The organism is Citrobacter sp. Cm046 (assembly GCF_030333065.1).
Taxonomy (GTDB): Bacteria; Pseudomonadota; Gammaproteobacteria; order Enterobacterales; family Enterobacteriaceae; genus Citrobacter; species Citrobacter murliniae.
This window is the reverse complement of sequence record NZ_JAOWGP010000046.1, coordinates 220,351-234,022: the sequence shown is the minus strand read 5'-3', so window position 1 is coordinate 234,022 and position 13,672 is coordinate 220,351. Positions and strand designations below refer to the sequence as shown.

The 13,672-nt window shown below is 50.6% G+C and carries 11 protein-coding genes and 1 tRNA gene; 6 read left to right on the top strand and 6 right to left on the bottom strand.

Features of this window, described 5'->3' with window-relative positions:
* Positions 1 to 4 precede the first annotated feature (4 nt).
* The 3 genes from dptF to OGX98_RS22355 all read right to left on the bottom strand — a co-directional run bounded on the left by dptF (position 5) and on the right by OGX98_RS22355 (position 3,448).
* Positions 5 to 1,654 (bottom strand): DNA phosphorothioation-dependent restriction protein DptF, encoded by a 1,650-nt coding sequence (dptF, locus tag OGX98_RS22365; RefSeq protein ID WP_286595937.1) that lies wholly within the window; start codon positions 1,652 to 1,654, stop codon positions 5 to 7.
* A 241-nt stretch (positions 1,655 to 1,895) separates the two neighbouring features.
* Entirely contained in the window at positions 1,896 to 3,164 is a 1,269-nt protein-coding gene (locus tag OGX98_RS22360) for a tyrosine-type recombinase/integrase (RefSeq protein WP_112094754.1), read from the bottom strand.
* Between the two features lie 199 nt (positions 3,165 to 3,363).
* Positions 3,364 to 3,448, bottom strand: a tRNA-Leu gene (locus OGX98_RS22355).
* Positions 3,449 to 3,677: 229 nt separating this feature from the next.
* Between OGX98_RS22355 and ahr the strand changes: the two genes are divergently transcribed.
* Positions 3,678 to 4,697 carry an NADPH-dependent aldehyde reductase Ahr gene (gene ahr, locus OGX98_RS22350; RefSeq protein WP_286596011.1) on the top strand — a complete coding sequence of 340 codons (1,020 nt, stop codon included), beginning with the start codon at positions 3,678 to 3,680 and terminating at the stop codon, positions 4,695 to 4,697.
* A gap of 31 nt (positions 4,698 to 4,728) precedes the next feature.
* Here ahr and idnK read toward each other — a convergent pair whose 3' ends face one another.
* Positions 4,729 to 5,250, bottom strand: a complete 522-nt coding sequence (gene idnK, locus OGX98_RS22345) for a gluconokinase (RefSeq protein ID WP_225760408.1) — start codon at positions 5,248 to 5,250, stop codon at positions 4,729 to 4,731.
* 219 nt (positions 5,251 to 5,469) lie between these two features.
* Between idnK and idnD the strand changes: the two genes are divergently transcribed.
* The 5 genes from idnD (at position 5,470) to OGX98_RS22320 (ending at position 11,429) form a co-directional block, all read left to right on the top strand.
* A complete protein-coding gene (gene idnD, locus OGX98_RS22340; RefSeq protein ID WP_045439253.1) occupies positions 5,470 to 6,513 on the top strand; it encodes an L-idonate 5-dehydrogenase in 1,044 nt (347 codons plus the stop codon).
* Positions 6,514 to 6,524: 11 nt separating this feature from the next.
* Positions 6,525 to 7,289, top strand: a complete 765-nt coding sequence (gene idnO / locus OGX98_RS22335) for a gluconate 5-dehydrogenase (protein WP_225760491.1) — start codon at positions 6,525 to 6,527, stop codon at positions 7,287 to 7,289.
* Positions 7,290 to 7,476: 187 nt separating this feature from the next.
* The gene (gene idnT / locus OGX98_RS22330) at positions 7,477 to 8,796 is read left to right on the top strand and encodes a gnt-II system L-idonate transporter (RefSeq protein ID WP_048222237.1); all 1,320 of its coding nucleotides are present in this window, start codon (positions 7,477 to 7,479) and stop codon (positions 8,794 to 8,796) included.
* Between the two features lie 52 nt (positions 8,797 to 8,848).
* Positions 8,849 to 9,847 carry a DNA-binding transcriptional regulator IdnR gene (gene idnR, locus OGX98_RS22325; RefSeq protein WP_045439240.1) on the top strand — a complete coding sequence of 333 codons (999 nt, stop codon included), beginning with the start codon at positions 8,849 to 8,851 and terminating at the stop codon, positions 9,845 to 9,847.
* A gap of 79 nt (positions 9,848 to 9,926) precedes the next feature.
* Positions 9,927 to 11,429, top strand: coding sequence for a helicase HerA-like C-terminal domain-containing protein (locus OGX98_RS22320; RefSeq protein WP_045449409.1), 1,503 nt, complete (start codon positions 9,927 to 9,929; stop codon positions 11,427 to 11,429).
* Between the two features lie 39 nt (positions 11,430 to 11,468).
* Here the strand turns inward: OGX98_RS22320 and lptG are convergent, their stop codons facing one another.
* Together lptG and lptF are read right to left on the bottom strand one after the other, a co-directional pair.
* A complete protein-coding gene (lptG, locus tag OGX98_RS22315; RefSeq protein WP_045439235.1) occupies positions 11,469 to 12,551 on the bottom strand; it encodes an LPS export ABC transporter permease LptG in 1,083 nt (360 codons plus the stop codon).
* Complete coding sequence (gene lptF / locus OGX98_RS22310; protein ID WP_045439231.1) at positions 12,551 to 13,651, bottom strand: LPS export ABC transporter permease LptF; 1,101 nt, start codon at positions 13,649 to 13,651, stop codon at positions 12,551 to 12,553. The genes lptG and lptF overlap by 1 nt, the downstream gene beginning before the upstream one ends.
* Between the last annotated feature and the right edge of the window lie 21 nt (positions 13,652 to 13,672).

The window sequence follows — 13,672 nt, the reverse complement described above, 5'->3', positions numbered from 1 at the left end:
CATGTTATCCCTCCATGCAGCTAATTGATATTATGTCGTCATCTGCTTTTGCGCGATAGACTCGGAATCTGCCATCATAAAATTTTATATCGCGGCTAGATTTAGCTTGTTCGGCAATTAACTCAACGAGTTCATCCAGCAGAACTATGGCATTTTTATCGTATTTATTAGGACGATAGCCATTGTTCAATTTGTACAAAAGTTCAAAGAGATTGAGTCCAATGTGAACAGGAGGAAGTGCGTTACACCCAACCTTTAAATATATATCAAAGCCGGTAGGATGAGCCGTGTGTTTATTACGAATAGAGTCCCAGTCAGGCTTTATCTCTACCGGTGCGGTTATTTTAACACCACCGAACTCACCCAAAAAGAACTCTTCTTTTTGCATACTTAATTCAGGCGCTTTGCGGTTAGCATAGCGCTGGATACCAGCAATAAGCTCAAAAGCATAAAAGCGATTCAGTGACCTTTTTTGCTCCGGATCTGCTGTGTAATTACTATGCAAGTGCCAGATTTCTGAGTAACGTTCAAACAGCGATTCGTTAAAGAACGCGGAAAATTTCCGATGATAATCATTACCCAATGACTCGTACTGCAACAGCCAGAAAAGCCGGATCAAGGAGGTTGCGTCACCAGACTTAACGTTCTGGCGATCAAACTTAATGTGCAACGGCTCAAGTGCGGCTAAAAAATCATCGAGATCAGCGTCAACCAGCCCCAGTTCATAGCGCAAAACAAATTGATCAAGTTCATAGGTGTGCAATCTGGCGGGATCAAAATCGGAAACTTTTTTGATCAGATCATTTTCTGCACCGGTGAAGAGATTATCAAATAAGTAGCCAGGCCCCATCAGCAGATGATGCAAAAAATCCAGCAGCGTTCGGGTCGTTACAAACTGGTCTTTAATTAATCGCGCTTTAAAGAGCTGCGTAATTAATAAACTCTGCACGCCTGGCATGCAAAGCAATTTAAAGTTTGCGACCTCTTTTAGATCTGGATTAATTAACTCATCGCGCCGAAAAATAAACTGAAATAAATTATTATCATCATCACGAGTTAAATTATCTAATAAGGTCTTAATAAATGATGAATATTGTTTATTTTCGTCAAACTGGAATTTAGGGTAATGTTCAAAATCAAAAAAAGAACAATTCTCGTTACGGTAGGGACGGCTTTCATCCTGCTGCCCTGATAAAAATGAGTCAATTGCAGACCGGATCACCCTGTGGCATTCAGCGCCTTCTCGGGCAAAGTTAGCAAGCATTCCGGTGTTGATGCCAATGAGCAATGGAGATGACTGCTGATGATGATTAGCAAATAACTCATTCAAAGCATCAATGGCTGATTGTCGAGGGGCAAAGCTATGAGTGGCATCCAGATGAAAAATAAACCGCCGCTGATAACGCGGATCTGACTGACAGCGGGTTAAAATTTCGGACTTTCCGTCCCCGCTACTACCGCACAAAAAAATGATTTCACCGGGTTTAGCAACATCCAGATAGCGTTGTAACTCGGCTTCAATCTCTTGTTTAACAAACAGTTGTTCCTTTAACTGATCGAACTCATCCTTCTGACGGTGTGTCACGGTGGTGACGGAAAACGAAGATGACTTCGCAAGTACACCCAACGCTTTACGTAATGTGATTGCGCTCATGAGTTCATGTTCTCTAAAGTAAGAATTCACCTATTGTATAAAAGCTAACCCATGATATCTATAGGCTCTTTGACACAGTCATTACGAGCGATTTCAACATCGTATCTTTCCCTATCCGTACAACGTTACCAATGATACAAAACACATCCAGAGACGGCGGGTCAAACCCAAAACCATCAACTAGCCTCCAAAGCGAGGCTAGTTGATGGTTGATTAGTTTTATCTTAATTAAACATATACTCTAAATATTACCCCGATTGATCTTCGCATAGTCAAACGGCGTAATCGCTCTCTCCCGATTCGCATCCAGAAAATCAGCCCACCACTGCAACATCAGCTTGCGTTCGTCCAGATGTTCCGCTTTATGGATATACGCCGCCCGCACCGAATTGCGTTCCATATGGCTCATCTGCCTTTCAACCGCATCCTTCGACCATAGCCCTGACTCAATTAACGAACTACAGGCCATTGTACGAAAGCCGTGACCGCAAACCTCAACTTTGGTGTCATAACCCATCACCCGCAGCGCACTGTTCACCGTGTTTTCACTCATCGGTTTGCGGGGATCGTGATCGCCAATAAAAATTAGCTCATGCTTATCACCACAAAACTGTTTTATCTGCTTCAGAGTCGCCAGCGCCTGCTTTGAAAGCGGCACCAGATGAGGTGTACGCATCTTTGATCCTCGCTGAGAATGTTTCACGCCGGGAATAGGCTCTCGCTCAGGCGGGATGGTCCACATTGACGTTTCAAAATCGATCTCTGACCAGCGAGCAAAACGCAACTCACTGGATCGAATAAAGATAAGCAGAGTGAGTTCGGTTGCCCAACGGGTTAGTGGCCTGCCGGTATAGCCGTCTATTTTCTGGAGTAATTCAGGGATGCGCTTTAACTCCAGCGCCGGGCGATGTTGTCGATTGCCAGATGCGACGGCTCCAGCCATCTCCTGCGCCGGGTTGTAATCAATCAACCCGCTTTGCACCGCATAACGCATGATGGCCGTGGTGCGCTGTTGAAGACGGGAGGCCACTTCAAGACGGCCAGATGTCTCGACGGCTTTAATGGGAATTAACAAATCGCGGGTACCCAATTCAGCAATATTGCGAGCACCAATTGCCGGGAAGATATTGTCCTCTAAACTCTTTTTTACGCGATTAGCATGATCTTCCGACCATTTTTGGTTGGTCACGAGCCACTCTCTGGCAACCTTCTCGAAAGTAATAATTTCTTTCGCCTGCTCTTCTTTCACAGCACGTTTATGCTCACGAGGATCGATACTAGCAGCTACCAACCTTCTGGCCTCTTCCCTTTTCTTCCTGGCATCCGCCAGTGAAATTTCAGGATAGACACCGAACGCCATCAAATGCTGTTTACCGCCAAAACGGAAACGAAATCGCCAATACTTGGAACCGTTAGGTTTTACAAGTAAGAACATGCCGTCACCGTCAACAAGTGAATACTCTTTCTCCTCAGGTTTTGCAGAACGAACTTTAGTATCCGTTAGGGCCATAATGGTCCTCCTTCCATTGGTATTTCGTGAGTATACAAGCAATATCGAATCGGCAAATATACTCATTAGTATACTCACAAGCTTGTTGATGTGGATTGAGTTAGGTTGACTTCAGTTGAGGAGAAAATCGTGGAAAGCCTTGTGTGGCACGGATTTTGGGCATAAAAAAGACGTCAATTGACGTCTATTTATATACTTTTGGTGCCGAAGGCCGGACTCGAACCGGCACGTATTTCTACGGTTGATTTTGAATCAACTGCGTCTACCGATTTCGCCACTCCGGCACGGAAGGGATGCGGAAAACGTTGTGGATTATACCTGTCATGCGCCACCATGCAAGCTCCAGCGTGTACCTTGCGCGCTAAGTGTTGAAAATTTCAGCATTACGTTACGCGCCTGCAATCACCATCACAGTTTATCCCCCGCAACAACCACCTTAATCCCCCCTTCTGCGAAGCGCCCCGTTACCCCATGCTCTACACTTCCAGTTCAACACCACATGAGGGGAACATGATGTCGATGATAAAAAGCTACGCCGCAAAAGCGGCGGGCAGCGAACTCGAACTCTACGAATATGATGCGGGTGAGTTAAAGCCGGAAGATGTCGAGGTGCAGGTCGACTACTGCGGTATCTGCCATTCCGATTTGTCGATGATCGACAACGAATGGGAATTCTCTCAGTATCCGCTGGTTGCCGGACATGAGGTCATTGGTCGCGTGGCCGCGCTCGGCAGTGCGGCGCAGGATAAAGGGCTGAAGATCGGTCAACGCGTTGGTATTGGCTGGACGGCACGTAGCTGCGGGCACTGCGATGCCTGTATCAGCGGCAATCAGATTAACTGTCTGGAAGGTTCTGTTCCCACCATTCTCAATCGCGGTGGCTTTGCCGAGAAGCTGCGTGCCGACTGGCAATGGGTGATCCCGCTGCCGGAGAGCATCGATATTGCGGCTGCGGGACCTCTGTTGTGCGGCGGCATCACGGTATTCAAACCGCTGCTGATGCATCACATTACAGCGACCAGCCGCGTCGGGGTGATCGGTATCGGCGGTCTGGGGCATATCGCTATTAAGTTGCTGCACGCGATGGGTTGTGAAGTGACGGCGTTCAGTTCAAACCCGGCGAAAGAGCAGGAAGTGTTGGCGATGGGAGCGGATAAAGTGGTCAACAGCCGTGACCCGCAGGCATTAAAAGCGCTGGCGGGCCAGTTCGATCTGATTATCAATACGGTTAACGTCGATCTCGACTGGCAACCCTATTTTGAAGCGCTGGCTTACGGCGGTAACTTCCATACCGTCGGTGCCGTGCTGAAGCCGCTGCCGGTTCCGGCGTTCACTTTAATTGCCGGCGATCGCAGTATCTCCGGTTCAGCGACCGGCACACCTTTTGAGCTGCGCAAGCTGATGAAGTTTGCTGGGCGCAGTAAAGTATCTCCAACCACCGAGCTGTACCCGATGTCGCAAATTAATGAAGCTATCCAGCACGTGCGTGACGGCAAAGCCCGCTACCGCGTAGTGCTAAAAGCCGACTTCTGATGCAGTGGCTCAGTCCCATCCGGGGCTGAGCTTATTGCCCGTTACGAAACGCGAGTACCGCCTGGCGGCACTGTTCCGTCACATGTTCGATGTCGTGGTTCACGTCAATACGGGCAATATCGTGTTCATCATCCTGCGGGCATTCCAGCGCATCAAACTGACTTTTCAGCAAACCCACTGGCATAAAATGTCCTGCCCGACGCTGCATGCGCGCCAGAATGGTCTCGTAATCGCCGTCCAGCCACAGGAAATGCACATTAGGACTACCCTGGCGCAATATATCGCGATACTGTTTTTTTAATGACGAGCAGACAATAAATCCGGTCTCATTTTTTTTATACAGGCTGTATGAGGCGTCATTTAATCGCGCTAACCAGGGGAGTCGGTCTTCATCGGTTAGCGGAATGCCTTCAGACATTTTATCAATATTTTTAGCTGGATGGAGATCATCACCATCAATGAATTTAGCCGATAATACAGCGGCAATCTTGCTGCCAATTAATGATTTACCGCTACCCGAAACGCCCATCAAAATATAACTTTCCCCGGCCATCAAAAAAAACTCCAGATTCCTGTTTCCATGCCGCGATACTACGCTTCCCACATTAGGAATTTCACGCTTTTTTAGCGCTGCTGCTGAGAATTACAAGGCGTATCACGTTATGCGTAACATTGTAGTGTAACAATTTTCCAGCGTGATCTATGTCACAAATAATAACAAATAAAACCGTTTAAATGCTGCCGAGGTTACTACCTGACCAGTGAGGCATTTATGCAAGTCAAAACACAATCCTGCGTTGTCGCGGGTAAGAAAACTGTTGCCATTACAGACCAAAATATTGAATGGAATAATAAAGGAACATTGGTACAAATTACCCGAGGTGGTATTTGCGGTTCCGATTTACATTATTATCAGGAAGGTAAAGTTGGTAACTTTACCGTAAAAGCGCCGATGATTTTAGGCCATGAAGTCATTGGTAAAGTTGTCCATAGTGATTCAAAAGAATTACATGAAGGTCAGTCGATTGCTATTAATCCGTCTAAGCCTTGTGGTCACTGTAAATACTGTTTGCAGCATGAAGAAAACCAGTGCACGGAAATGCGCTTTTTTGGCAGCGCCATGTATTTTCCCCACGTTGACGGCGGCTTTACTCAGTTTAAAACCGTCGATACTGCGCAATGTATTCCCTACCCGCAGCAGGCAGATGAAAAAGTGATGGCCTTTGCCGAACCGCTGGCGGTGGCGATCCACGCCGCACATGAAGCGGGCGATCTGCAGGGCAAGCGCGTATTTATTTCCGGTGTTGGCCCTATCGGCTGTCTGATCGTCAGCGCGGTGAAAACGCTTGGCGCGGCAGAGATTGTTTGTGCTGACATTAGTCCGCGTTCACTCACGCTGGCACAGCAGATGGGAGCGGATACGCTCATTAATCCGCAGCAGGACTCTCTCGACGAATGGAAAAAAGAGAAAGGCTATTTCGACGTCAGTTTCGAAGTCTCCGGGCATCCCTCCTCGATTACCACCTGCCTGGAAGTCACCCGCGCGAAAGGTGTGATGGTACAGGTTGGCATGGGCGGCGCCGTGCCGGAGTTCCCGATGATGATGCTGATCGGCAAAGAAATCTCTCTCAAAGGCTCCTTCCGCTTTACCACTGAATTCAACACGGCGGTGTCGTGGTTGGCGAATAACGTTATCGATCCGCTGCCATTACTGAGCGCCGAATATCCGTTTACCGACCTCGAACAAGCGCTGATTTTCGCCGGGGATAAAACCCAGGCGGCAAAAGTCCAGCTCGTATTCGAAGACAGACAATAAGGAATAGCATAATGAACGATCTTTTTTCACTGGACGGCAAAAATATTCTGATCACCGGTTCGGCTCAGGGAATTGGTTATTTACTGGCGACTGGGCTCGGTAAATATGGCGCGCAGATTATCGTCAATGATATTACGCCAGAACGCGCAGAAGCCGCTGTTACGAAACTGCAGCAGGAAGGTATTCGCGCCGTTGCTGCACCTTTTAATGTTACGCATAAACAGGATATTGATGCTGCCATCGAACATATCGAAAAAGATATTGGTCCGATCGACGTACTGGTGAATAACGCCGGTATCCAGCGCCGCCATCCGTTCACCGAGTTCCCGGAGCAGGACTGGAACGACGTCATTGCCGTTAACCAGACGGCGGTATTCCTGGTATCACAAGCGGTGACCCGTCGCATGGTTGAACGCCAGGCCGGGAAAGTCATCAATATCTGCTCCATGCAGAGCGAACTGGGGCGTGACACCATTACGCCGTATGCCGCATCGAAAGGCGCGGTGAAAATGCTCACCCGCGGGATGTGCGTTGAGCTGGCGCGCCACAATATTCAGGTGAACGGTATCGCGCCTGGCTACTTCAAAACCGAAATGACCAAAGCGTTGGTCGAGGACGAAGCCTTCACCTCCTGGCTGTGCAAACGTACGCCAGCCGCACGCTGGGGCGATCCGCAGGAGCTGATTGGCGCAGCGGTATTCCTTTCTTCCAAAGCGTCAGATTTTGTTAACGGACACCTGTTGTTTGTCGATGGCGGCATGCTGGTCGCCGTCTGATACAACACAACGCAACATCACGCAGCGCCCAGGCGCTGCATTTTTGGCCCCCCCTAAATAATTCGAGTTGCAGGACGGCGGCAAGTGAATGAACCCGATGAGCTTACTTGAGTAAGTGATTCGGGTGAGTGAGCGCAGCCCACATACCTGCAACTTGAAGTATGACGGGTGTATAAGAGAAACGATTATGCCATTAATAATAATTGCGGCAGGCGTCGCGCTGCTTCTGGTCCTGATGATTGGCTTTAAAGTTAACGGCTTTATTGCCCTTGTACTGGTTGCGGCTGTCGTCGGTTTTGCCGAAGGGATGGATGCACAGGCCGTTCTGCACTCAATACAAAACGGCATCGGCGGGACGCTTGGCGGACTGGCGATGATCCTGGGTTTCGGCGCAATGCTCGGGAAGCTAATTTCCGATACTGGTGCGGCCCAACGCATCGCCACCACGCTGATTAGTACGTTCGGGAAAAAGCGCGTGCAGTGGGCGCTGGTAATCACCGGGCTGGTCGTCGGTCTGGCGATGTTCTTCGAAGTCGGTTTTGTTCTGCTGCTACCGCTGGTATTTACAGTGGTTGCCTCATCTGGCCTGCCGCTGCTGTATGTCGGCGTGCCAATGGTTGCCGCCCTTTCTGTTACTCACTGTTTTCTGCCGCCGCATCCGGGACCAACGGCGATCGCCACGATTTTCGAGGCGAACCTGGGGACCACGTTGCTGTACGGATTTATCATTACTATCCCGACGGTGATTGTCGCCGGACCACTGTTTTCCAAGCTGCTGACCCGTTTTGAGAAAGCGCCACCGGAAGGTTTATTCAACCCACATTTGTTCACCGAAGAAGAAATGCCATCATTCTGGAACAGTATCTTTGCGGCGGTTATCCCGGTAATACTGATGGCAGTAGCGGCGGTATGCGAAATTACGCTGCCAAAAACCAACAGCGTACGGGTGTTTTTTGAGTTTATCGGTAACCCTGCGGTCGCGTTGTTTATCGCCATCGTGCTCGCTATTTTTACCCTTGGTCGACGTAACGGACGTACGATTGAGCAAATTATGGATATCATTGGCGACTCTATCGGCGCGATTGCGATGATTGTGTTTATCATCGCCGGTGGTGGTGCGTTTAAGCAGGTTCTGGTGGACAGCGGCGTGGGGCAGTATATCTCACACCTGATGACAGGCACCTCGCTCTCTCCGCTACTGATGTGCTGGACGGTAGCCGCCTTGCTGCGCATCGCGCTCGGTTCAGCGACCGTTGCCGCTATTACTACTGCGGGTGTGGTGCTGCCGATTATTAACGTCACCCATGCTGACCCGGCGCTGATGGTGCTGGCAACTGGCGCGGGCAGCGTGATTGCCTCACACGTTAACGATCCGGGATTCTGGTTGTTTAAAGGCTATTTTAATCTCAGCGTCGGGGAAACGTTACGTACCTGGACGGTAATGGAAACGCTGATTTCCATTATGGGACTGCTGGGGGTTCTGGCGCTGAACGCCATCCTGCATTAATACGGTATTTACCGGGGAGCGAAAGTCAGTGCTCCCCGGCACTGGAGAGAAAATGAGGAACCACAGAATTTCTTTGCAAGACATCGCCACCCTGGCGGGTGTGACCAAAATGACAGTGAGCCGCTACATCCGTTCGCCGAAAAAGGTCGCAAAGGAAACCGGTGAACGTATCGCGCAGATTATGGAGGAGATTAATTACATCCCTAACCGTGCGCCCGCAATGCTATTGAATGCGCAAAGCTATACGCTCGGTGTGCTGATCCCCTCTTTTCAAAACCAACTGTTCGCCGACATCCTTGCAGGTATTGAATCGGTGACCTCGGACCATAACTATCAGACGTTGATCGCTAACTACAATTACGACCGGGAATCCGAAGAAGAGTCAGTGATTAACCTGCTCTCGTACAATATCGACGGTATTATTCTTTCCGAGAAATATCACACTCTGCGCACCGTGAAGTTTCTGCGATCAGCCACCATTCCGGTGGTTGAGCTGATGGATATTCAGGGCGATCGCCTGGATATGGAAGTGGGCTTTGATAACCGTCAGGCGGCGTTTGATATGGTCAGCACCATGCTGGATAAACGCCAGCGCCACAAAATTCTCTATCTGGGGTCGAAAGATGATATCCGCGATGAGCAGCGCTACCGCGGTTACTGCGATGCCATGACGCGTCGTGGACTGGAGCCGCTGCGCGTCAATCCGCGCGCGATTTCATCCATCCACCTGGGAACACAAATGATGCGTGATGCCCTCACGGCACACCCTGACGTAGACGGCGTTTTTTGTACCAATGACGATATTGCGATGGGTGCGTTGCTGTTGTGTCGCGAACACAACCTTGCCGTACCGGAGCAGATCTCCATTGCCGGGTTCCACGGACTGGAAATGGGCAGGCAGATGATCCCAAGCCTCGCCAGCGTCATTACTCCGCGTTTTGACATTGGGCGCATGGCGGCGCAAATGTTACTGAGCAAAATCAAGAACAACGACCATAACCACAACACGGTTGATTTGGGGTATCAGATTTATCACGGCAATACGCTTTAAGTCATTTTCTCTCCCTGTCGCATACTTTCTTTCATTCACATTGCCTATACTCCAGGCAGGATAAATGGAGGAAATCTTAATGAGCACACCCCTGTTAATTGCCCGCACACCGGACACCGAACTGTTTTTACTGCCAGGCATGGCCAACCGTCACGGGCTGATTACCGGCGCAACCGGGACCGGCAAAACCGTCACGTTACAAAAGCTTGCCGAATCGCTGTCTGAGATTGGTGTGCCGGTATTTATGGCTGATGTGAAAGGTGACTTAACCGGTGTGGCACAGGAAGGACAAGCGTCAGAAAAACTGCTCGCTCGCCTGAAAAATATCGGTATTACCGACTGGCAGCCACATGCCAATCCGGTAACGGTATGGGATATCTTTGGCGAGAAAGGTCACCCCGTTCGCGCCACTGTTTCTGATCTCGGGCCACTGCTTCTTGCCCGGCTGCTGAACCTGAACGACGTACAGTCTGGCGTATTAGATATTATCTTCCGCATTGCTGATGATCAGGGGCTGCTCCTGCTCGATTTCAAAGATCTGCGGGCGATTACCCAGTACATCGGCGATAACGCCAAATCCTTCCAGAATCAGTATGGCAACATCAGCAGCGCCTCGGTGGGGGCTATCCAGCGCGGATTACTGTCGCTGGAGCAACAGGGCGCAGCGCATTTCTTTGGCGAGCCGATGCTGGAGATTAAAGACTGGATGCGCACCGACACCAGTGGTAAAGGGATGATCAACATCCTCAGCGCCGAAAAGCTCTACCAGATGCCCAAACTGTATGCTGCCAGCCTGCTATGGATGCTCTCCGAGCTGTACGAACAATTACCGGAAGCGGGCGATCTGGAGAAACCGAAGCTGGTATTCTTCTTCGACGAGGCCCATCTGTTGTTCAATGACGCTCCGCAGGTGCTATTGGATAAAATCGAGCAGGTGATTCGTCTAATCCGCTCAAAAGGTGTCGGCGTGTGGTTTGTTTCGCAAAACCCGTCTGATATTCCTGACAACGTACTCGGCCAATTGGGCAACCGTGTGCAGCACGCCCTGCGCGCGTTCACGCCCAAAGATCAGAAAGCGGTGAAAGCGGCAGCGCAAACCATGCGCGCCAATCCGGCATTTGATACCGAAAAAGCCATTCAGGAGTTGGGCACCGGCGAAGCGCTGGTTTCATTTCTCGACGCCAAAGGCAGTCCCTCAGTGGTTGAACGGGCAATGGTGATTGCACCGTGTTCGCGGATGGGTCCGGTGACGGACGATGAACGTAACGGGTTAATTAATCACTCTTCTCTGTACGGCAAATATGAAGAAGAGGTCGATCGTGAATCCGCCTATGAACGCTTACAGAAAGGGGTTCAGGCCAGTACCGAACAGCAAAATACCCCCCCAGCCAACGGCAAAGCAGTCGAGGTGGACGACGGTATTCTTGGCGGGCTAAAGGATATCCTGTTTGGCAGCACCGGACCACGCGGAGGCAAGCGCGATGGTGTGGTACAAAGCGTGGCGAAAAGCGCGGCGCGTCAGGTCACTAACCAGATAATCCGTGGCATGTTAGGAAGTTTAATGGGCGGCAGAAAACGCTAGCAGGAAGAGGCCCCTCCCGAACAACGAGAGGGGCAGATGCTATGACTTACGCAGCATCAGCCAGAGGCTGATCAGGAAGAACGATGCACTTGGCAGCAACGCGCCGATGATCGGTGGAATACCGTACACCAGCGTCAGTGGGCCAAAGATCTGGTCCAGCACGTAGAACACGAAACCAAAGCTAATCCCTGTCACCACGCGCACACCCATCGGCACGCTACGCAGCGGGCCAAAGATAAACGACAGCGCCATCAGCATCATTACCGCTACCGATAACGGCTGGAAGACTTTGCTCCACATATTGAGCTGGTAGCGTCCGGCATCCTGGCCGCTCGACTTCAGGTACTTCACGTAGTTATGCAGACCGCTGATGGAGAGCGCATCTGGATCCAATGCCACCACACCAAGTTTGTCTGGCGTAAGGTTGGTTTTCCAGGTTCCGCTCACAGTTTGCGAACCGGTGATTTGTTTCGGATCCTGCAGGTTAGATTCATCAACCTGCGACAGGCGCCAGACTTTATTATCGGCATCGAATTTTGCATTCGCGGCGTAACGCACAGACAACAGGCGACGCTGATCGTTAAAGGTGTAGATACTGATACCACCCAGCTCTTCGTCACCTTTCACCCGTTCAATGTAGACAAAGCTGTCACCATCTTTCGCCCACAGCCCCTGCTGGGTTGAAAGCAGCGAGCCGCCATACATCTGCTGCGCACGATAGTTACGCGCCATCTGTTCGCCCTGAGGCGCAACCCATTCACCGATAGCCATCGTCAACAACACCAGCGGAATAGCGGTTTTCATCACCGACAATGCGACCTGCATACGGGTAAAACCAGAAGCCTGCATCACTACCAGTTCACTGCGCTGGGCCAGCATGCCCAGCCCCAGCAACGCGCCGAGCAGCGCGGCCATAGGGAAGAAGATCTGAATATCTTTCGGTGCGCTGAGCAGGGTATACAGCCCTGCGCCCATCGCATCGTAGCTCCCCTGCCCGGCTTTTTTGAGCTGGTCTACAAACTTGATGATGCCGGAGAGCGACACCAGCATGAACAACGTCATCATGATGGTGGTGAAAATCGTTTTACCGATATAGCGGTCAAGTACACCAAAGGGCTGCATTATACCGCTCCTTTACGCAGAAAACGGGCACGCAAGCGGCGCACTGGCAACGTATCCCACAGGTTAAGCGCAATCGCCAGTGCCAGATAAAGCAGGTTAACCGTCCACATCCAGAGCGCTGGATCAAGCTTACCTTTGCCACCGTTCGACTTCAGGGAAGTCTGGATCAGGAAGAACATCAGATACAATAGCATTGCTGGCAGCATGGAAAGCACACGCCCCTGACGCGGGTTAACCACGCTCAGCGGCACAACCATCAGCGCCATCATAAATACGGTGAATACCAATGTGATACGCCAGTGCAGTTCCGCACGGGCACGATCGGTATCGGTCGTCCACAATGTGCGCATATCCATCTGATCGGTATCATTGGGATCCAGCGCCACAGCCTGATGACCGATAATTCCCTGATAATCCTGGAAGTCGGTAATACGGAAATCGCGTAACAGTGCAGTACCTTCAAAGCGCGTACCTTTGTTCAGCACCACCACCTGAGAGCCATCGCGCAACTGGGTCAAATGTCCTGAATCAGCCACCACCACCGAAGGACGGGCGTTACCTTTCGGGCGGATTTGCGCGAGGAAGACATCTTTGAAGTTGTTACCATCGACGCTTTCGATAAACAGTACCGAACTGCCGTTGGTGGCCTGCTGGAATTGCCCCTGTGCGAGTGCAGCCATGCCAGGATTCGCTTTCGCTTCCGCCAGCACTTCATCCTGATGTTTTGAGGACCAGGGTCCAGCCCACATGACGTTCACCGCCGCAATAATACTGGTAAACAACGCCAGCACCATCGCCGCTTTCACCAGCACCGCTTTGCTCAGACCGCAGGCGTGCATGACCGTAATTTCACTTTCGGTATACAGTTTACCCAGCGTCATTAGCAGCCCGAGGAACAGGCTTAATGGCAAGATAAGTTGCGCCATTTCTGGCACGCCCAGCCCCAGAAGCGAGAGCACCAGATTTGCCGGGATATCACCGTCAACCGCCGCACCGAGGATCCTGACTAGCTTTTGACAAAAGAAGATCAAAAGTAGAATGAAAAGGATCGCAAGTTGGCTTTTGAGCGTTTCCCGTACCAGATATCTTATGATTATCACTTTAAATACGCCCGTAAAAAC

Coding starts and splice junctions, on each gene's coding strand:
- dptF (WP_286595937.1), bottom strand. CDS start 1,654: ATGAGCGCAATCACATTACGTAAAGCGTTGGGTGTACTTGCGAAGTCA.
- OGX98_RS22360 (WP_112094754.1), bottom strand. CDS start 3,164: ATGGCCCTAACGGATACTAAAGTTCGTTCTGCAAAACCTGAGGAGAAA.
- ahr (WP_286596011.1), top strand. CDS start 3,678: ATGTCGATGATAAAAAGCTACGCCGCAAAAGCGGCGGGCAGCGAACTC.
- idnK (WP_225760408.1), bottom strand. CDS start 5,250: ATGGCCGGGGAAAGTTATATTTTGATGGGCGTTTCGGGTAGCGGTAAA.
- idnD (WP_045439253.1), top strand. CDS start 5,470: ATGCAAGTCAAAACACAATCCTGCGTTGTCGCGGGTAAGAAAACTGTT.
- idnO (WP_225760491.1), top strand. CDS start 6,525: ATGAACGATCTTTTTTCACTGGACGGCAAAAATATTCTGATCACCGGT.
- idnT (WP_048222237.1), top strand. CDS start 7,477: ATGCCATTAATAATAATTGCGGCAGGCGTCGCGCTGCTTCTGGTCCTG.
- idnR (WP_045439240.1), top strand. CDS start 8,849: ATGAGGAACCACAGAATTTCTTTGCAAGACATCGCCACCCTGGCGGGT.
- OGX98_RS22320 (WP_045449409.1), top strand. CDS start 9,927: ATGAGCACACCCCTGTTAATTGCCCGCACACCGGACACCGAACTGTTT.
- lptG (WP_045439235.1), bottom strand. CDS start 12,551: ATGCAGCCCTTTGGTGTACTTGACCGCTATATCGGTAAAACGATTTTC.